Source organism: Rheinheimera sp. MM224 (assembly GCF_947090785.1).
Classification (GTDB): domain Bacteria; phylum Pseudomonadota; class Gammaproteobacteria; order Enterobacterales; family Alteromonadaceae; genus Pararheinheimera.
On the sequence record NZ_OX352320.1, the window covers coordinates 1,419,147 to 1,438,480 of the forward strand.

Consider the following 19,334-nt stretch of genomic DNA (forward strand, 5'->3'; position numbering starts at 1 on the left):
ACACTGATAAAGGAATAAAGAAATGAAAAGTTTAACAGAGTTAAATAGTACCAAAGTGCTACTTGTGCTTACCAGTTGTCTGTCACTGACCATGTCCTTTAGTCTGCACGCCCAGGAGCAGTCCGGTTATGAAGAAAATGGTTGGTCTATGGGGATGAACATTGGTAAATCCAGCGCCAACATTGATAGTGCATCCATTCAGAGCAGTCTGGAAAACAATGGTTTTGGCGTTAGTTCTATCGAAGAGGACAAGCGCAACGAAGGCTACAAAATATATGTAGGTTACCAATTCGGGCCTTATCTGGCGCTTGAAGGTGGTTATTTTGACCTGGGAGATTTTAAGTTTCTGGCCAATACCCTGCCAGAAACTAATTTCAGAGGCAAGACAGAGCTCAAAGGTTGGAACCTGGATCTGGTTGGGATCCTGCCTGTCACTGAACGCTTTTCAGCTTTTGCCCGTGTGGGTGTGACACAAAACGAATCAGAAACCCGCTTTGGCAGTAATGGTTTGATTGCGACTGGGGCGTACAATAGTGATGATAACTACACCAAACATAAATTTGGTGTGGGCTTGCAGTATGACCTATCAGCTGCATTTACCATCCGACTTGAAGCGGAGCGTTACCGCATGGACGACTTAGTTGGGAACATAGGCGATCTTGATTTGTATTCGCTGGGTCTGGTGTATCGATTTGGCCACTCAACGCCTACATATCAAGCCTCTGCTGCACCAGAACCAGCTCGTTACGCTGTTGCTGTGACAGAGCCTGTAATGGCAAAAGAGCCAGAAGTGCTGGTGCTTGAAGATGTACATTTTAATTTTGATACGGCTGAGCTGAATGAAAACACCAAAGTGATTTTACGCCAGCATGTTCAGACCCTAAAATCCAATCCACAAGCCCGTGTGCGTATTGCAGGTTATACCTCAGCCAGCGGCACAGCCGAATACAATCAGGCTTTAAGTGAACGTCGGGCTCAGGCGATTAAAGCCTTTTTGATCCTGGAAGGGGTAGAGGCGAGTCGCTTTAAAACTGTAGGTTATGGTCAAACCAATCCAGCAGAGTATGAAGCTAATCCTGCTATTTTGCGCTCGGACGCAGCTAAAGCCAATATGCGCGGTTTGTTTGAAATTATTGTTGAATAAATAATGCCAGACGTTAAAAGAGCAGCCTGAAATAGGCTGCTTTTTTTATTAAATCCCTGGGACTTCTTCACTGCTTTTACAGCTGCGGATCTTAATCCATAGACTGGGTTTGATGCCTAAAGCTTCTGCACTGCTGAAATAACGCTGACATAACTCAGCCAGCGGGGTGGGGCTGCGCGATAGTAACCAGGCGTATTCCAGGGAAGGGCCAATCACCAATGCCATGCTGTAATCCGGCTCTAGTTTGGCAACATTGTATCCACCATAAAAGGGGCCAAAAAAAGACACTTTTAACCGGCCTGTGTTGCTGTCTGCAACAAAATAGGCTTTGCCTTCGGCTTCTTCCCATAACTCCTCTGCTGCGTTATAACCCCGGTTTATGACTTTTACTCCGCCATCTTCGCGTAGGTTGTACTGCGCAGTGACTTCAGTTAGTCCTTGCTCAAAACTATGATCCAGCCTGGCAATTTCATGCCATTCCCCGAGATAACTATTGATATCAAAAGGAGTAACAGGAGTGACACCTGTCGGAACTTGAGTGCAGGATGTAGTAAGCAAAGCAGCAAGTGCAAGAAAGATATAACGCATAAGAACTCCTTGTGGATAAACACCTTTTGTACGTATCAGAACATAGTTTGTATCAGTAACAGCTCATGTTTCTTTACTTTAACGCACCAAACTAAATCAAAGGCACCATGCCGCCCAGCAGTGTCAGTGTGAGCGGGGGCTGTGTTTTTACATCAGATCTTTATTAAAAAGAGATCACTAATGTGAACCATTGCTATTTACTCTCGTATACAATCCGCAAATAAAAACTAAAACTGCACTTTTGTGATTTGGAGATGGATAGCATGACAGTTCGACCAACCTTGCTTGCTGTGGCAGTAGCTCAGTCCTTTTTAATGACCTCTGTTTTTGCTGAAACAGCTGATGAACTAGCCGCGGTAGAAAAAATTACCATAGTGGGACACAAAGAAGACCCAACTAAATCCACGGGTTCTGCTTATGTAGTCAGCGAAAAAGAGCTGCAAAAATTCGAATTTACCAATGTGCACAGTATTTTACGTTCTGTGCCTGGTGTCTATGTTCGTGAAGAAGACGGTCAGGGCACTTTCCCGCGTGTTGGGATCAGAGCATCGTCTTCGGGGCGTAGCGATCGGATTTCTATTATGGAAGACGGTATCCCAGCGGCCATGGCTCCTTATGCCAATACCTCGGCCTATTATTTTCCAAACGTGGGCCGCATGAGTGCGGTTGAAGTATTAAAGGGCCCTGAAGTATTGCTTTATGGTCCTCAAACAGCGAGTGGTGCCGTGAATCTGGTCTCTACTGCTATACCAACTGAGGCCAAAGGTTTTCTGAACGCAGAACTTGCCAGCTTTGATGGTAAAAAAATACATGCAAATTATGGTGATACCCAAGGCCAATGGGGCTATTTGCTTGAGACTTATCAAAGAGAAAATGATGGCTTTCATCAGCTTGACCGTTCAGACCGTGATACCGGCATGGATCAAGCTGAATATTTGGCGAAGTTACGCTGGCAAAGTGCTACAGATGCGCGCTTTAAACAAAGTGTAAATCTGAAGTTTTTAAATGCAGATGAAATCAACAATGTCTCTTATCTGGGCGTTACAGATGCTGATTTTTCCGCTGATCCGGATCGTCGTTATGGCTTAAGTGAGTTAGAACAGATGCGCCGTGGCCGCGAAAGTGTCAGTGTACAACACCAGATTGAGCTGGCTGCAGATACCTCTGTCACCACGACCTTGTATCGCAACGAGACTTACCGTAATTACAAAAGATTAAATCAAATCAATGGGGTAGGTATAGCAACCACGGGGGGGCTTAACTGGATTGTGAATAATCAGCTGGCCGGAACTACGCCTGACAATGGTGCTGAACTTATCCAGGGAATTTTGCAAGGCACTGCCGATACCACTCATGCCAATGGCGTACGTTATGGCTTGAACTACCAGAACTTTGACTCCAAAGGGGCTCAGATTGAACTGGATCAGGGTTTTGTGATCGGGCAGTGGAGCCACAACCTTCGTGCTGGTGTGCGCCGTCATGAAGATGAAACCTATTCGCTTGGTGGTGCAAATGCCATTTATGATCAGCGCAGTGGTCAACTGGTGTTTGTTTCCGAAACTGCAGGGACTGTCACACCGGGTAATGCCAAAGCGACAGCATTGTGGTTGGCGGATGAAATCAGTGTTCAGAACTGGATCTTTTTACCTGTAGTGCGCACTGAAAAAATTGATAGCAGAGCCAATCTCAATGTGGAACAGACAGCGTTAAACAGCAATGAGTTAAGCAAAACGACAGCTGGTTTGGGTCTAAACTACAGCCTGACGGATGAGTGGACTTTGCTGGCAGGTATGCATCAGGGTTTTGCGCCTCCTGGCAATAGCGCAAGTCAGGGCACTAAAGGTGAAGAAAGTGATAACTATGAAGCTGGTGTGCGTTTTCGCCGGGATCGCACTGGTGTAGATATAGTGTCGTTTTATAGTGATTACAGCAATGCGCTGCGAAACTGTCTGGTTGCCAATCCTTGCCCTGGTGGTGTGGTGGATGGTACAGAGCAAACGGGCTCAAAAGAAGTGTATGGTGTTGAAATTGGTGCTTTTAGTGAACTGTATCGTCAGGGCGCTTATGTGATGCCAATCCGTGCCACTTACACATACACCGATGGTGAATACACTAAAGCCTCAGACTCGGCCTCCGGTGTACAAAAAGGCGACGTGCTCGATTACACACCAAAACATATAGGCTCGGTTCAACTGGGCGTGGAATACGACAGCTTGTGGCAATCCTATCTGGCGCTAAGTTATGTCGACGGCAGCTGTTCAACCACCACTTGTGAACGAGCCGCTGTGGATGCTGAGTTTTTAGCGACACAATCCTTATTTAGTGTGGATTGGAGTTTGACCTACCGTTTGAATGAGTTCACTCAGCTTTATGGCAAAGTTGAAAACCTGTTTGATCAGCAACGTATCACCCATAGAGGTGCTGATGGTGCACGAGGTAACAGTGGCCGCTCTGGCGCTTTAGGGCTCAGAGTCAATTTCTAAGTGCTCTGAATCGAAAAGCCGGCTTGCCGGCTTTTTTACTATTTGAGCAACAACTGATGGATCTGTTGTCGTAACCAACGTCTTAGCGGATCGTCTTGTGTTCTTGAATGCCAGACCTGGCTGATTTGCACTTGCGGTAATAGTACAGGGCAGGGAATGATCCGCAAATCAGGATTGGCTTTTTGTGCTATCTCAGCCACTGATTTCAGGCAGGTCAGCAGCACATCATTTTTAGCGACTAAATGAGCTGGTGATAAAAAACCAGAAAGCCCGGCACAAACCTGACGCGCCAAGCCAGATTTTGCTAATTCCTGATCAACCAAACCATCCAGATCGCCGGTCAGTGTGGTGACTATATGACGGGCCTGGCAATAGTCTTCGATGCTAAGTGTCTGCTTAGCCAGCGAATGCTGGGAACGCATCAACACCACAAAGTCCTCAGTCTGTAGTTTTTGCTGATAAAAGCTTTCCGGCAAATCACGATAAAAGCCGGCTATAGCCAGATCACAATCGCCGCGCTCCAACTGCTGTTTAGGCAAGGTGCCCTGCGTATGGCGCAGCACCAGTTGTACCGCTGGGGCTTGTTCTGCCAGCACAGCGAGTAAATCAGGTAACAATACACTTTCTATATAGTCAGTACTGTAAATCACCAGCCTGTCGGCTTGCGTTAAAAAATCTGTGCCACTCTGGTGCTGATAAAAACCTTCCAGCGAGGATACCAGCTGCAGTATTTCAGCAGAAATACTAATAGCTTTGGGGGTGGGTGTTAAGCCGCGGGCCGCACGGACAAACAATGGATCGGCAAATTCGTGGCGTAGTTTATTCAGTTTATGACTCAGCGCTGGTTGGCTCAGATTCAGTCGGTTCGCTGCCGAACTGACATTCAGCTCTTCATACAGCACTTTAAACAGCAGCAATAAATTCAGATCTTTGTTTTTAATATTCATAATTTGAATAGCTATTATTGAATCAATTCACTTCTTTGTAGTTTAGCTGTGCTGCACACTAAGCACCATCAAATCCACAGTAAAAAGGTGAAACCAATGACATTAGCAACACGAGTGATACAACTTGGACTGGCTGCAGCTCTGACGTTAAGCAGCAGCTTCGTTATGGCCGCAGAGAAAGTACTGATCGTCGTCACCAGTCATAGCCAAATGGGCACGACCAGTGAAAAAACCGGCTATTGGTTAGGTGAAGTGACACATCCGTATAAAGAGTTGGTGGATGCAGGTATTGACGTAGATATCGCCAGTATTGCTGGTGGTAAAGCGCCAGTGGACGAGCGTAGTCTGGCAGATGCCGATACGACCAATCAGTGGTTTATCGCCGATAACAAACACAATGCGAAACTGCAGCAGACGTTGAAACTGGCGGATTTAAAAGCGTCAGACTATAAAGCAGTGCTCTTTGCAGGTGGCCACGGCACCATGTGGGACTTTCCACAAGACAAGGCGGTACAACAATTTGCAGCTGATTTATACCAGAATAACGGCATAGTGGCGGCAGTCTGTCATGGGCCAGCTGCCTTACTGAATATCAAGTTAGCTGATGGCAGCTACCTGATTGCAGGCAAACAAGTGACTGGTTTTAGTAACACAGAAGAAGAACAGGTGAAATTAACTCAGGTCGTGCCATTTTCGTTGCAAGACCAACTAACCAAACGTGGAGCTAGCTACAGCGCTGCTGCCGACTGGCAATCTAAAGTGGTGGTGGATCAGCGTCTGGTGACAGGTCAAAATCCTCAGTCTGCAGCAGCTGTAGGTGAAGCTTTAGTGAAATTGCTGACCACTAAATAAGCTTCAGCCAAAAGATAAATCGCTACAGCCTATATCCAGTTGTAGCGATTTTGTTTAATTTGTCCCTTAAATTAATGAAATTCTGATAAAAATGAGCATGGTAGTGTTCAGGTGCTGGCTCTGTGACCAAAACTTATCTAGTCTCAAATCACTGGTCTTTTGGATATGTGGTTATGTGGGTTCGATTTTGTTGTGTGTTACTGAGTTTAAGCGTTTTCACCACCAGCTATGCAGCGCCAAAGCAGCAGGTGTTATTGCTGACCTACCATTTAAAAGCTCCTTATGTGATTGATTGGGCTGAGCAGCGCGGCTTGTATTTTGATTTAGCTGTTTATCTGAACCATAAAACAGACAAATACCAGTTTACGACTGAGCTGATGCCAAGAAAGCGTCTTGATGTGCTGTTGGCTGAACCTTTTACTGATGTAGTGGTAGGTGTCCAGCCCGCCTGGTTTAAACCATTAGCCGATAAGATGGTTTTTACGACGCCCTTTTTACATGACCAGGATATGTTTGTATCGGATGCCAGAAAGCCTGTTCGGGATCAGGATCTGGCCAGGTTAACCGGCAAAACCTTTATTGGTTCACAAGGCTATAAATACAAAGGTATAGATGAGGCTGTTGCGGCCGGAACTATGGAGCGGGTGGATACCCTGCAGGAAGACTATGTACTGGATATGCTCAGGCTAGGCCGTGGTGATTTTACTATTATCAGTTCTTCAACTTTGTCCTATAAATTCAGTCATGGCGAACATGCCAGGCATTTTTATGTTGCGACTACACCTCATGATGTGATCCAGCGGCGTTTTATGTTAAGTAACACGGATCCGCAGTTGTATCAGTTTTTACAGCAGGTGGTACTGCAAATGCCGGCAGATCAGGAATGGCAGTTTTTGTTAGCTAAATATCAAATTCAACAAGCCATAGTAAATCCATGATTCTATAACTATTTTTCATATCATTTTTCATTAAAGCTTCGCCTGGTTGTCACATTTTTGCAAAGTGAGGCCTGCATCCTGAAGTTGCTTAAACTTGTTGCATGCATCACTGTTCCTGGTGATTTTAGGGCCCTTTGCTGGGCCCTTTTTTATGTCCATGGAGGGACGGTATGTCGTAATTGTCGGGAACGTTGTTACGACGACATTTTACTATCCTGTAAAATGCCCTCCGGGCCATCGTCGCTTCGCTCCAATGTTCAAAAAACGGCAGGACAGCCGTTTTTCACCGCTTTAGCTGCCGGAGGTGAACATCATGGACGATGTGAGTGAAAATCGCTCCCGGCGATTTTGTACCTTCAGTAGATTATTGATTTACTAGCCACTCTTTGAAAAAATCAACAAAAAGACGTACTCTGACAGGGCGGAACTGACCTGGTGGGTAGACGGCGTAAATTCCCCCTTTGGGTAGTTTCCACTGCGGTAGTACCCGTTGTAATTCACCTTGCTGAATCAAAACTCTTGCACTGTAGTCTGTGATAACTCCAAGCCCTGCACCAGCTTTCAGTAAGGCGGTGACAGACCCGGTAGATCCTGCTTTGATTTGGCTACGCATTTGCACCTGCAGCTCCTCAGATTTTGTACTGAAGGTCCAATTCAACGCCGATGGTAATAAGCTAAAACAGATAAAGTGATGCTGCGGCAACTCTGCCGGGTGTTCAGGCATGCCATACTGTTGCAAATAGGCAGGGGAAGCGACCAGCCATTGTTCAAAACTACCCAAAGAAATAGCTTTTTGGCTGGAGTCTTTCAGCCAGCCCGCCCTGATGGATAAATCTATGCCTTCTTTGACTAAATCTTTGATCTGATCACTGCTTTTTAATTCAAAAGCCAAAGCCGGGTGGCGCTGACGAAATGCCAGTAAGGCCGGGACCAGCACTTGATGGGCGTAGTCTTCAGGCGCACTGATCACTAAAGTTCCACTCAGATTCTGCTCAGAGCTTTGAGCTTCGATCAATTGCTGACTCAATTGTTGCAGTAAAGGCAAGCAATGCTGATACAGCTGCTCGCCCGCTTGAGTCAGGCTGACCAATCGGGTGGTGCGACGAAACAAAGCAACACCAAGCCTGAATTCGAGTGCCTTGATTTGCAGACTGACTTTGGTTTTAGTGCAACCCAGTCGTTCTGCCGCTGCTGTAAAGCTGCGTTCCTGGGCCAATACCAGAAATACAGGCACAGTGTTTAAATCAATATCGGATAGCTGCATGAGATTCATTGTTGCTTAATTAATAACAGTGAATTATGTATTGGTGTGTTTTTCAAATCAATATTGTTCTGGATAATAAGCCTCATTCAGTCAAATGGAGAAGATGGTATGAATATCGCTATTATTGGTGCATCAGGTTTTATTGGTTCAGCGTTGACAACAGAAGCTTTAAGTCGGGGTCATCATGTCAAAGCTTTGGTCAGTCGCCCAGAGCGCCTGGAATTAGCCGTAGGTTTAACTGCTTATAAAGTAGATGTTTTAGACACTGCAGGTCTGACTTTGGCCCTGGCCGGAGTAGATCTGGTGCTGAGTGCTTTTAGTGGTCATAAAGAGTCTGATGTGGCTTCTTATTATGTGCAGGGCTTTCAGTCGATTTTAGCTGCCAGTACAGAGGCTAAAGTACCACGTTTATTGGTGGTGGGGGGCGCAGCTTCGCTTGAATATGCACCGGGTCAGATGTTGTTGAATAGTCCGGATTTCCCGACCGCTTATCTGGGCTCGGCACAAGGGGCTTATCAGGCTTTGCAAATGCTAAAAGCTCAAACTCAGCAAGATTGGAGTTACTTATCGCCTGCTGCTGAAATTTTTCCGGGTGAAAAGACAGGTCAGTTCCGTCTGGGGCAGGATCAACTGCTGACAGACGCTGATGGCAAAAGCCGTATTTCGACGGCGGATTATGCGGTCGCTATGCTGGATGAAGCAGAGCAAAATTTGCATGCCAATCAACGCTTTTGTGTTGCCTATTAAAATGCATACTCAAGGGGCCCATTGTGGGCTCCTTATTCATTAAGTTTTCATACAAACGTCACTGAATCGTCATAAGTCAACTTTAGGGTAGGGCCTGATTTTTTATATAAAACAGGACTTTACCGAAAATGAAATTCTCTGCGTTACGTCTTACTTTGGTAGCATCTGCCATTGCTCTTGGTTTATCTGGTTGTGTTTTGGACGGCGATGATGGTGCTACTGGGCCTAAAGGTTCTGATGGTGCTGTAGGCCAGCCTGGAACTCCTGGTCAAAATGCCCAAATCGGTATCAGTACCAAAGCTGTAGCCCGTTTTGTTACTGGCACTTACGGTGGCGGTGCTGCTGAAATTACGCAATATCACAGTGCATCGAAGCGCATATTTGTTGTCAATGGTGCTGCCAACAGAGTCGAAATTCTGGACGCTTCAGGTATTAAGAGTACAGCTCTGACAGATGCTATTACTGCCAATACCTTAACCAGTACTCCTTTGGCTATGCCTGCAACTGTTACTGTGAAAAACGCAGGTGGCGCAGACGAGACCTTAACCTTAGGTTTTGCTAACTCCATTGCTATCTCTGGTAATCTGTTAGCAGTCGCAGCAGAAAATGAAGTGAAATCTTCTGCTGGTGCAGTACTTTTTTATGATATCAGTGGTAGCGCGGCTCCTGTATTGGTCAAAGCTGTGAAAGCAGGGGCTTTGCCTGATATGGTGACTTTTACTCCGGATGGCAGCTTGTTGTTAGTGGCGAACGAAGCTGAACCAGAATCAGATTACAGTGTGGATCCTGAAGGTTCAGTGGGCGTCATTGCTATCACCGCTGGTGTAGCTGCAGATCAGGCAACCTTATTAACTTTCAGCGCTTTTAATGCGGATCAAGCCGATTTGGCTGCACAGGGTGTGAAGTTTGCAGCACCTTCGGGAACCACGGTAGCGCAGGATTTAGAACCTGAATACATTACAGTCAGCAGTGACAGTAAAACTGCTTTTGTGTCCTTGCAGGAAAACAATGCTTTGGCAGTGGTTGATTTAACCGACAAAGAAATCACCAAAGTGATGGCTTTAGGCTTTAAAGATTACAGCCAGACGAAAAATGCGGTAGACGTCAGCAATAGAGATGGCGTGAAACTCAGTACTTATCCTGGTGTCTTTGGTATGTATCAGCCAGATACCCTGACCAGCTATAACTGGAAAGGCGCTACTTTTATTGTCAGCGCGAACGAAGGAGATTCGCGTGATTGGGATGGCTATGGTGAAGAAGCCCGTATCAAAGATTTACCACGTTCTGCTGATTTAATAGCAAAACAAGCCAGCTTCTATGATGACGATGGCTTAGGCCGTTTAAACGTGACCACAGCGCTGGGGCAGAATGCTGATGGTGACTATGAGGCTTTGTATGCTTATGGTGCCCGTTCCTTCAGTATCTGGGATCAAAACGGCAATCTGGTGTTTGACAGCGGATCCGATTTTGAACGTATTAGCTCAGGTGTCCATGGCGAGTTATTTAACACCAACCATACAGTGGTCGAAGGCGACAGCCGCTCTGATGACAAAGGTCCGGAACCTGAAGCCGTGACTATTGGTCAGGTGGGCGATAAAACTTATGCCTTTATCGGCACAGAGCGTTTGAGCGGTATTTTTGTGTACGATATCAGCAACCCTTATGACGCTAAATTTGTCGATTACTTCCACAACCGTAACTTTGACGCTGTGTATGAAATTGATGACGATGCAGTACCTGCTGAAGTCAGCGGTGATTATCAGCAAGCTGGTGACTTAGGCCCCGAGAGTCTGGTGTTTGTGCCTGCTGCGAACAGTGCCACAGGTCAGGCGTTGTTATTGATGGCCAACGAAGTCAGTGGTAGCTTAACTGTATTTGAAGTTAGCCCACGTTATTAATTTGTGTACCACACAGAGGGAAATATTCTCCCTCTGTGATCTCATTCTACTGAAAACACTACTTTTTTTCTTCATTACAATACAATTTCAGCCACTACTACTATACTGAGCGCGGACTATTACTGGCGTAATATCGGTACTTTTCGAAAAACTCCTTTGCCGATATTTACTGCCCGTACCCAAAAAGAATGCAAATTCCAGGGTGTGACCTTTTAAGGAACCACAAAGACGTGAATACCAAGTTCGTCGTTGCTTGCTTTATGTTGTGGGCGTTTTCTGCCCCAGCAACAGAAGTAGTAACTCATCCTGCCGTTCCTATGGATCAGCTGACTGTCACTCAGCTGCGCGGTATCTATTCGATGCGGCAACAAAACTGGCCTGACGGCACTGCGGTCAGAGTTTTTGTGTTGTCTGCTAAAAATCCGGTACATCAGAGTTTTGCCAAAGAAAAACTACAAATGTTTCCTTATCAGTTGGACAGGATCTGGCAAAAAATTACTTATTCAGGTTTAGGTTCAGCGCCTGTGGTGCTGACTTCAGAGCAGCAAATGCGAGAGATGGTAGCCACTACCAAAGGTGCTATAGGTTATATTGAGAATCCAGATGAACTATCCAAGCTTAAAGTCATTCGTGTTACGCAGTAAGCTATGCCTTTTACTGCTGCTGGGCTGTTCATGGCAGTTGCAGGCTGACGGGCTAAATACAGATAAAGTGCAATGGCATGGTTTTATTTCACAGGGCCTTATTCAGGCACCTCAAACTAATTTCGTCAATCTGGATGACAGTATTTCTGCGGAATTAACTGATCTGGGCGTGAACATGTCCTGGGCTTTATCGGACAATCTTCGTCTGGCTGGTCAGGTGGTGTACCTGGATGGAGGTCGCCGTTATGTCAAAGGCACCCGGCTGGATTATCTGTTTTTAGACTGGACCTTACACAATGATTTTGACTGGCAACTGGATATGTTTATCGGTCGGTTTAAAAATCAGCATTGGCTCTATTCTGCCACCCGCGATGTGCCTTTTACCCGCAATGCCATCGTATTACCTCAATCTGTCTATTTTGATTCGTTTCGCGACATTGCCGTTGGCAGCGATGGCCTGGCTTTTAAAGTCACCCGTAATACCGGCATAGGTGAAGTGGAATTGAACTGGAGCTGGGGCTCGACCAACTTAAGTAAGGAACAAAGTCAGATCCTGCTGAGTACGTTGGCTCAAGGCGATGCTGAGCAAGACTATGTGCATCAGGCCAGTCTGTTCTGGCGTCCGGACCAATCAGCCTGGCAGTTGGGTGTTTCATTGCTTGATTCCGATTTTACCTACGAAAAAGCTGAACTGGATTATTACAGTGATGGTGCCATGACGGTACAGCGTGTGATGTTCAATGGTCGCTACGCCGCCGAATATTGGGAACTGAGTAGTGAATGGGTGCAGGAGCGTCTGAACATCAGTGACTTCTATGCGCCTGGATTTAAACGCAACAGCTTTAGCCAGGGTTGGTACGTACAGGGCCGTTACAACCTGCTTCCCCGCACCTGGGCTTTGTTAAGTGTGGATTTGTTTGATTTGGATAAAGACGATCGCAGTGGTCGTAAGTTCTCTCAAAGTACTGGCGGTTTAGTGCCAGCCTATTTTGGTTATCAGGACGATCTCACTTTCGGATTAACTTATGATTTTAAAGATAATCTGCGCTTAACTATGGAACATCACTGGGTCAAAGGAACTGCTCGTCTGGCTTACCCTGTGATGCCTGATCTGCAGCACAATAAATCTGAATACTGGCAAATGTGGGCTATGCAATTGATGTATTGGTTTTAATTTTTATGCGGCCCTTTGTCTTTAGTTTACCCTGGAAAATATTACTGGCGACCATCAGCGCTTTACTTTGCATGACTGTGTTGCAAACCAGTCTGGGTTTGATGCGAATGAGCGAAGAATTTGACCGGCAGCAGCAGGTGAAACGTGAATCAGCACGTCAGCAGTACCTGCAACAAAACAGCATTATCGAGCAGCAACTGCGGGTCTGGCTGGAAAGTTTCTCCGATTTAGTTCAGCTCAGTCAGCAGCCTGATTTTTCCTCCTTTGTGCAGCGTTTGGCCGAACAAAGTGCCAATATGCAGTTGCACCTGAATATCGAGCAAATCTGGTTGCACAACAGCGATATGCAACTGCTATTTAGCAGTGGCCAGCAAACCCCTTATTTCTCAACTACTTTAGTACAAAAGGTGTTGAAGCAACAAAGCCCGCTGACCGCTAATTTGTGTGTACAGTCTTGTGTCAAACAGTTGAGTTTGCCTGTGCTGAATAGCTCTGGTGAAGTCGCTGTGATGACGGTAACAACCACTTTGGTGGATATTTTATCGGCTTTGCATCAAAGCCTGAACTCTGATGTGGCTTTAATTCGTGCCAGCAGAACCGCAGCAGGGCAAATCCGCCGCGAGTTAATATCCAGCTCAAATCCGGAGTTACTCAATGCCTTGTTGCAAAAGGTCTCTGATCTGGAGGCTGATTTAGCCCTGAGCAAAGGACTGGAGCTGCACTACAATGGCCAGCAGTACTTGATCTCCGCGTTTGAGATGCAAAGCAAAGGCGTGTATCTGACTGTGGTTGATAATATCAGCGACTTTGTCACTACCAATAACGGCTATCGTCGCCAGTTGCTTATTACCTCGGTGATTTTGTTTGGCTGTATGGTGCTGCTGGTATATCTGATCATGAGGAGGATCAGCCAAAGGTTGAAAACTCTGAGTAAAGCCTTGCCACTGCTTTCGCAAAAACAATACGCTGGTTTTCGCCAGCAAAGTCATTTTCAGGCCAGTCTATGGCCGGATGAAGTGGACCTGTTACGCCAGGCCGCTGAAGAGCTGAGTGTTGAGCTGGAGCAACTGAACCATAAAGTAGAGCAACACACCAATGAGCTTGAAAAAGTGGCGATGTATGACTTACTGACAACTTTACCAAACCGGAATATGTTGCAGTATCAATTGGAACGCATGCTGGCCGGTCAAAGTGCGGAGAACAAGTTTCTCGCTGTACTATTTGTCGATTTAGATGACTTTAAACGTGTTAACGACAGTTTAGGCCATGCCCATGGCGATAAGTTGTTGAAGCTGGTTGCTCTGCTCTTAAAGGACTGTTGCAGTGCGAATGATTTGTTATGTCGCTTTGGCGGTGATGAATTTGTTTTTGTATTACCACAACTGACGGATGTGGAAACCCCCTTTCGGTTGGCCAGCCAGATATTGCAACGTATCCAGAAACCTCTGACTATTGATCAGCAAAACTTTGTTATGACAGCCAGTATAGGTTTAACCATGAGCGCTGTTGATACTCTGTTGTCTGATGACTTGATACGTCAGGCCGATTTAGCTATGCATGAGGTAAAACTCAATGGCGGCAATGGCGCGCAGGCCTATAATCTCGACATGTATCAGCGGGTACAACAAAGAGTTTTACTGGAACAGGATTTAAAAGAAGCCTTGTTGCTGAACCAGTTCTCCATTAGCTTCCAGCCACAAATGACCATAGCGACAGGAGCATTGTATGGCTTTGAAGCGCTGATCCGCTGGCGTCATCCGGTGCGGGGCATGGTGCCGCCCGATGAGTTTATTCCTGTGCTGGAGCAATCCAGGCAAATTATACCGCTGGGTTACTGGATCATTGAACAATGTATGCAGCAGTGTCTGAGCTTATTGCACAGCGGTTGGCATCATTTCCGTATTGCCATTAATTTGTCTGCTGAGCAGTTTGTTGACCCGGAACTCATCCCAACCTTAAAACGTTTGCTGGATAAATACGAGCTGCAGGGCTCTTATTTTGAATTGGAATTGACAGAACGCACGCTGGTGCAAAGTATTGAAACCATGCTGAACATCATGTCGCAAATCAAAGCCATGGGCATTCATTTTGCCATTGATGATTTTGGTACTGGTTATTCGTCCTTGAGCTATCTGAAAAAGATGCCGATGGACTGTATTAAAATCGATAAAAGCTTTTTATCCGGCATGCTGGATAATGCGGCTGATTTCCAGATCATCGCCTCCACTATTGCCATGGTGCAAAAGCTGCAACTACAAGTGGTGGCTGAAGGGGTGGAGACTCGCGAACAGCTGGAGTTACTGCGTCAGCAAGGCTGTGATATAGCGCAAGGTTATTTGATTGCCAGACCTATTCCACAATCTGAACTGGCTGGCTTTTTAGAAGAACACTTCCCGAAAGGCATTTGGCGAGGTCAGAGTCTTTGACTCTGAACCCCACATCAGTTTTGATACCACAATATAAAAACGAACCTGACTTGCCTCAATAATCTGGGCTGTAGGAATGACATGGGATTTACACATCAATTTTAGGGTCAAAACCAAGGTTCTGACCCTTGATTAACGGCAAAGCTGACCTTGTTGGATATAAGGATTCAGAATAGGTGCCATACCTTTGAGCACTTGCAGTGGCAAGGCTGAGGTAAAACTAAAATCTTCAGCACCTTTACCCGGCACAAAAGCAGTTAAAGTGCCGAAGTGATTGTCCCCCAGATAAAATACAAAGGTAGCTGTGCGGTTAATGGTAGTGGCTTGTACAGTGCGGCCACGAATAACCTGAGTTGCCATCTTGTTATCACCTGTGCCTGTTTTGCCACCTATCAGTAAAGGCGAGCCATCCGCTTTGGTAAACGAACCCTGCAAACGGCGGGCTGTGCCACCATCTGCCACCTGCGATAAGGCAAAACGTAAAGCTCTGGCTACTTCAGGTTTCATCACCCGTGTCGCTTCATGTGGCTGATACTTTAACTTCACTTCATAAGGGGTATTCGCAGCAAAATGCAGCTGATCGACCCTGACTGTAGGTAATAACATGCCGTCATTTTGGATAATACCAATCAGCTCAGCCAAAGAAGCAGGTCTGTCACCTGAACTACCCAAAGCAGTGCCCAGCGAAGGCACCAGGTGGTCAAAAGCATAACCGAGTTTTTTCCAGCGCTGGTGAATATCCAGGAAAGCTTCTACTTCGAGCATAATGCGGATCCGGGTATCACGGGCACTGCGGTTCGAGGTTTTAAATAACCAGCGGTACACTTGCTGACGTTGTTCTGCGGATGCATCCACCGCTTCTTTGAAGGTGGCTTGCGGGTTTTGCTGCATAAAGCTCAGCAGCCATAATTCCAGCGGGTGGACCCTGGCTATATAGCCTTGATCCATCAGACTGAATTTACCCGGACCGTATTTGTTATACAGCTCATCTATATCTTTTACCGTCAGATTTTCTTCTGGCAGGCGTTGCTGCAAAAAGGCGCTGAATTTGGCGAAATCAGAATCAGGCAACAAATAACGGTGTACCGCCGCCAGACGATCCGGTGTTTGTTTTAGGCCTTCAAAAAACGTGCTTAAACGGTCTTCCTCTGTTTTCTTCTGGTATTTACGCCAGAAACGTTGCAGGAAAGAGCTGCCTTCTTTGTCGGCAAAACGACGTAAATAATCTTCGCGGCGTGGATCTTTATCGTTTTTCAGCAGTAGCGATGTACTGCCAGCAGTTTGGTAGCTGCTGCTGTAAGACACTATATCGCGCATCAGGCGGACAAAAGGTAGGTTAATAGATTCTTTTAACGACTCCAATACTGTTGGAACTCTGCTGTCCTCCTTTTTCTGGAAGTTGTTAAATACCTGCAAACCACCACCAGTAAAGAAGCGCTCAGCAGGAGAAGCTGAGTAGGTGCGTTGCAAGGCCGCATCAAGCATTTTGGATAAATCACGGTCTGCTGTATGGGCCATATAAGTTGCTGCCCAACGGGTTAAATGATCGTTTGGTGCTATATCAAGGTTCAGCAGGTTTTCCGGCAGCTCATCAATAAAAGAGTCATGCAGCTCAGCCACAATTTCCAGATAGGTAGTCAGTACACGTAGCTTGGCTGTAGAACCCAGTTCAAGTTTACTACCTTCATTTAAGTCAAAAGGCTGGTCGGTGTTGTCGGTTTGCACCCGTACTCTGTTACCGCCAGGCGTTTTTTCAAATAGGGTAAAGCTGTAAGTGACTTTATCTGTATTGGTGGCACTTAACAGTTTTTCGCCCAACAAGCCGACTTTTTCGGCGACGACAGGCGAGGCCAGACTATTGAGGTAGTGGCTGACTTTTTGCTGCAGTTCATGATGTAAAGACACTTTAGCGGTCAAATCCAGCCGATCTAAGTCATACAGCTGTTGGTTCAGCAAGGTGCCTAAGCGGCCACGGGCGACGTTGATCCCTTTGAGGGTTTGCGCATCCTGTTTGATCCCAGGTGCTTTACCTCCTTTAAATAACAAACGTTGCGACATGGCCGAATCGGCTAATTCTTTATCTATCACATTGGCATTGGCCAGTACGCGTAAGTGGCTGTTAGTCAGGTCCTCTAAATCATCATGACCTTGCAACAAATAATAAGAAGGACGACGCTGGGCTATCATCAATGCCAGCACCTGACGTAAGGCCAAACCTCTTAAGCTTTTATTTTGCTCTGTAGGTTCTGCATTTAACACCTGGTTAAAGCGGCCAAAATCAGTGCCAAACCAGGCCCATAACGCATCACCCACACCATGCACTTCGCCAAAACCCGGCGCTGAAGAAAGTGGCACCGAGTTTAAGTAATCCAGCACAATTTCATGACGGGTCAAAGAGGTGTCTGCGCCATAGCGGTATGCTCGCACAGAACCTGACACCATTTGCAAAAACTTGTCGGTAAAGCTTTGGGTTAAGCCCTGAGGTGAATGGCGGTATTTTTCAATTTGAGTGGCAAGGGTACTGCCACCTGCAGATTGGCCCTCTAAATTTAATACTTTAGTCACCTGAGACACGGCTGCCATCATAAAACGTGGCCAGTCAACCGCAGGATTCGAGGTGGCTGGTGAAGTTAACAACTTACGGTTTTCTATAAATAACAAGCTATTGCGCACTACAGCAGGCACGTCAGCCGGATGGTTATAAACACGCTGCGGGTGGGAAAACGAAAACAACTCTTCGTTGCGGCAATCACCAATCAATAATCCACCCTGAGCTTTTTCACGGTAAGGCGGAAAAAATCCTAATTGGGTATAAAACAGCAATTCTGAAGAGAAGGCAGCTTGCTGCTCTATAACAAAATTGCTTTGAGTCAGACGTGGAATAAATTTGGATAACTTCGAATAACCCAAACGTTGATCAAAAGGTCCGGCTATCGGATAGGACACCTGATCTGTTGCACCTGGCTGCAACTGGTAGGTTAGCTTTTTGGTATAGACACTGATTTCTGTCGCCTGATAATGCGCCGTATGCAGCTCGTACGCGACTAATGCTGCGCCAGAGAGTAATAACAGAAAAAATAACGCTGGGATCAGGCTGCGACGGCGTGGTTTAGGCACTGGTGCAGTCTGCTCTGACGGTCTTTCGTCACGGTAGTTATCAAATTGCATTTGATTAAAATCTGGTGGGGATGACAAGTTCTTATCCATGAGTTCAGGCATCTGCCATTTCGATCGATTTTAACTGGTATAGGCTTGCTTTGCAGCTGAATTTTGTTGAGTTTTGTCGATCAAACATACTGATTTGTCTCCATTTACTGCTTTCGTTCTGGTTTGAACTCAGTTGGAGGCGGCAAAACCTGAGGATCAAACCATAATTTAAGACTTTTTTTGAAGGAGGGGTCCGCTTTCACTTTGGGCAATACAGTATTAATAAGTTCAACTTGCTGCCGTCCCCAGTCGCTATTGCTGCAACCTACAGCACCGGCAATAGGTAGTGGCAACTCAGCCATTGGCACATAAACCAGGCCTTTGGCTTGTTCTGGTGCGGTTTTGTTCAGGTAAGTCAGAATAATGTCGTAGTCGAGTGTGAAATCAATGCGACCACTTTGGATCATTTTCAATAAAGCGACAGAGCTTTCATCACCAGAACGAGTCAATGCAGTTTTGCGGTAAGGTTCTAACAGGGTTTCCAGCTCGCCATATTTGCGACCAGCAGCCAGCCCCATCTTAAAAGTTCTGGCTTCTAACAAACGAGCCAGCACTAATGGACTACCAAACTGTTGGATAAAGTGATTCGCCAGTGCTTTGCGGGTGATGACTCCCTGAGGTCTATACCAATGGGTTGGGGTGCTGAACACTGCAGTTTTGGTTGGCTGAGCTCTGTGGATCATACAAGGAAAACACAGAGGCTCCTTGTTATTTAGTGCCTGATGGATTCGGGTTTGTGGCATCAATAAAATCTGATGTTCTGTTTCGGGTAACTGCTTTTGAATACTGTTTAAGAGTTGATCACAAATGCCTTGTTGATCAAAAGTGCCGCCTACAATATGAAAGGGAGGGGATGTGTTGGTTGCCCAGCTCAGCAGAGGTTTGGCTGAATTTGCTATACTGTTGCTGCTAAGCAGCAATGCCACCAGAGCCAAAACGAGTCGCATCTGCACAATGCCTCAGTTTTCTTTAACATATTGTTAATCTAACCAATGCATTGCACGAGGACAAGGTTTAATTTA

General features: G+C 46.1%; 14 protein-coding genes. 9 read left to right on the top strand and 5 right to left on the bottom strand.

What is annotated here, in order from left to right:
* Positions 1–22 precede the first annotated feature (22 nt).
* The gene (locus tag OM978_RS06645; protein WP_264346098.1) at positions 23–1,144 is read left to right on the top strand and encodes an OmpA family protein; all 1,122 of its coding nucleotides are present in this window, start codon (positions 23–25) and stop codon (positions 1,142–1,144) included.
* 48 nt (positions 1,145–1,192) lie between these two features.
* On the opposite strand, the gene OM978_RS06650 is transcribed toward OM978_RS06645, so the two are convergent.
* The gene (locus tag OM978_RS06650) at positions 1,193–1,732 is read right to left on the bottom strand and encodes a lipocalin family protein (RefSeq protein WP_264346099.1); all 540 of its coding nucleotides are present in this window, start codon (positions 1,730–1,732) and stop codon (positions 1,193–1,195) included.
* 263 nt (positions 1,733–1,995) lie between these two features.
* Between OM978_RS06650 and OM978_RS06655 the strand changes: the two genes are divergently transcribed.
* Positions 1,996–4,215, top strand: a complete 2,220-nt coding sequence (locus tag OM978_RS06655) for a TonB-dependent receptor family protein (protein ID WP_264346100.1) — start codon at positions 1,996–1,998, stop codon at positions 4,213–4,215.
* 38 nt (positions 4,216–4,253) lie between these two features.
* On the opposite strand, the gene OM978_RS06660 is transcribed toward OM978_RS06655, so the two are convergent.
* A complete protein-coding gene (locus OM978_RS06660; RefSeq protein WP_264346101.1) occupies positions 4,254–5,162 on the bottom strand; it encodes a LysR family transcriptional regulator in 909 nt (302 codons plus the stop codon).
* Positions 5,163–5,258: 96 nt separating this feature from the next.
* Here OM978_RS06660 and OM978_RS06665 point away from each other — a divergent pair, with 96 nt between their 5' ends.
* Both OM978_RS06665 and OM978_RS06670 read left to right on the top strand, forming a co-directional pair.
* Positions 5,259–6,014: a type 1 glutamine amidotransferase domain-containing protein gene (locus tag OM978_RS06665; RefSeq protein WP_264346102.1), complete on the top strand. Its 756-nt coding sequence runs from the start codon at positions 5,259–5,261 to the stop codon at positions 6,012–6,014.
* A 173-nt stretch (positions 6,015–6,187) separates the two neighbouring features.
* A complete protein-coding gene (locus OM978_RS06670; RefSeq protein WP_264346103.1) occupies positions 6,188–6,952 on the top strand; it encodes a substrate-binding periplasmic protein in 765 nt (254 codons plus the stop codon).
* Between the two features lie 364 nt (positions 6,953–7,316).
* Here OM978_RS06670 and OM978_RS06675 read toward each other — a convergent pair whose 3' ends face one another.
* A complete protein-coding gene (locus tag OM978_RS06675; RefSeq protein WP_264346104.1) occupies positions 7,317–8,216 on the bottom strand; it encodes a LysR family transcriptional regulator in 900 nt (299 codons plus the stop codon).
* A gap of 108 nt (positions 8,217–8,324) precedes the next feature.
* On the opposite strand from OM978_RS06675, the gene OM978_RS06680 reads away from it, so the two are divergent.
* The 5 genes from OM978_RS06680 (at position 8,325) to OM978_RS06700 (ending at position 15,105) form a co-directional block, all read left to right on the top strand.
* Positions 8,325–8,963, top strand: coding sequence for an NAD(P)-dependent oxidoreductase (locus OM978_RS06680; RefSeq protein ID WP_264346105.1), 639 nt, complete (start codon positions 8,325–8,327; stop codon positions 8,961–8,963).
* A 128-nt stretch (positions 8,964–9,091) separates the two neighbouring features.
* Positions 9,092–10,861: a choice-of-anchor I family protein gene (locus OM978_RS06685; RefSeq protein ID WP_264346106.1), complete on the top strand. Its 1,770-nt coding sequence runs from the start codon at positions 9,092–9,094 to the stop codon at positions 10,859–10,861.
* Positions 10,862–11,091: 230 nt separating this feature from the next.
* Positions 11,092–11,505, top strand: a complete 414-nt coding sequence (locus OM978_RS06690; RefSeq protein ID WP_264346107.1) for a hypothetical protein — start codon at positions 11,092–11,094, stop codon at positions 11,503–11,505.
* Positions 11,465–12,679 (top strand): hypothetical protein, encoded by a 1,215-nt coding sequence (locus tag OM978_RS06695; RefSeq protein ID WP_264346108.1) that lies wholly within the window; start codon positions 11,465–11,467, stop codon positions 12,677–12,679. Before OM978_RS06690 ends, OM978_RS06695 begins: the two co-directional genes overlap by 41 nt.
* 5 nt (positions 12,680–12,684) lie before the next feature.
* Positions 12,685–15,105, top strand: a complete 2,421-nt coding sequence (locus OM978_RS06700; protein WP_264346109.1) for an EAL domain-containing protein — start codon at positions 12,685–12,687, stop codon at positions 15,103–15,105.
* A gap of 132 nt (positions 15,106–15,237) precedes the next feature.
* On the opposite strand, the gene OM978_RS06705 is transcribed toward OM978_RS06700, so the two are convergent.
* Together OM978_RS06705 and OM978_RS06710 are read right to left on the bottom strand one after the other, a co-directional pair.
* Positions 15,238–18,300 (bottom strand): transglycosylase domain-containing protein, encoded by a 3,063-nt coding sequence (locus OM978_RS06705; RefSeq protein ID WP_264346110.1) that lies wholly within the window; start codon positions 18,298–18,300, stop codon positions 15,238–15,240.
* Positions 18,301–18,416: 116 nt separating this feature from the next.
* Complete coding sequence (locus OM978_RS06710) at positions 18,417–19,259, bottom strand: TIGR02285 family protein (protein WP_264346111.1); 843 nt, start codon at positions 19,257–19,259, stop codon at positions 18,417–18,419.
* Positions 19,260–19,334: the final 75 nt, after the last annotated feature.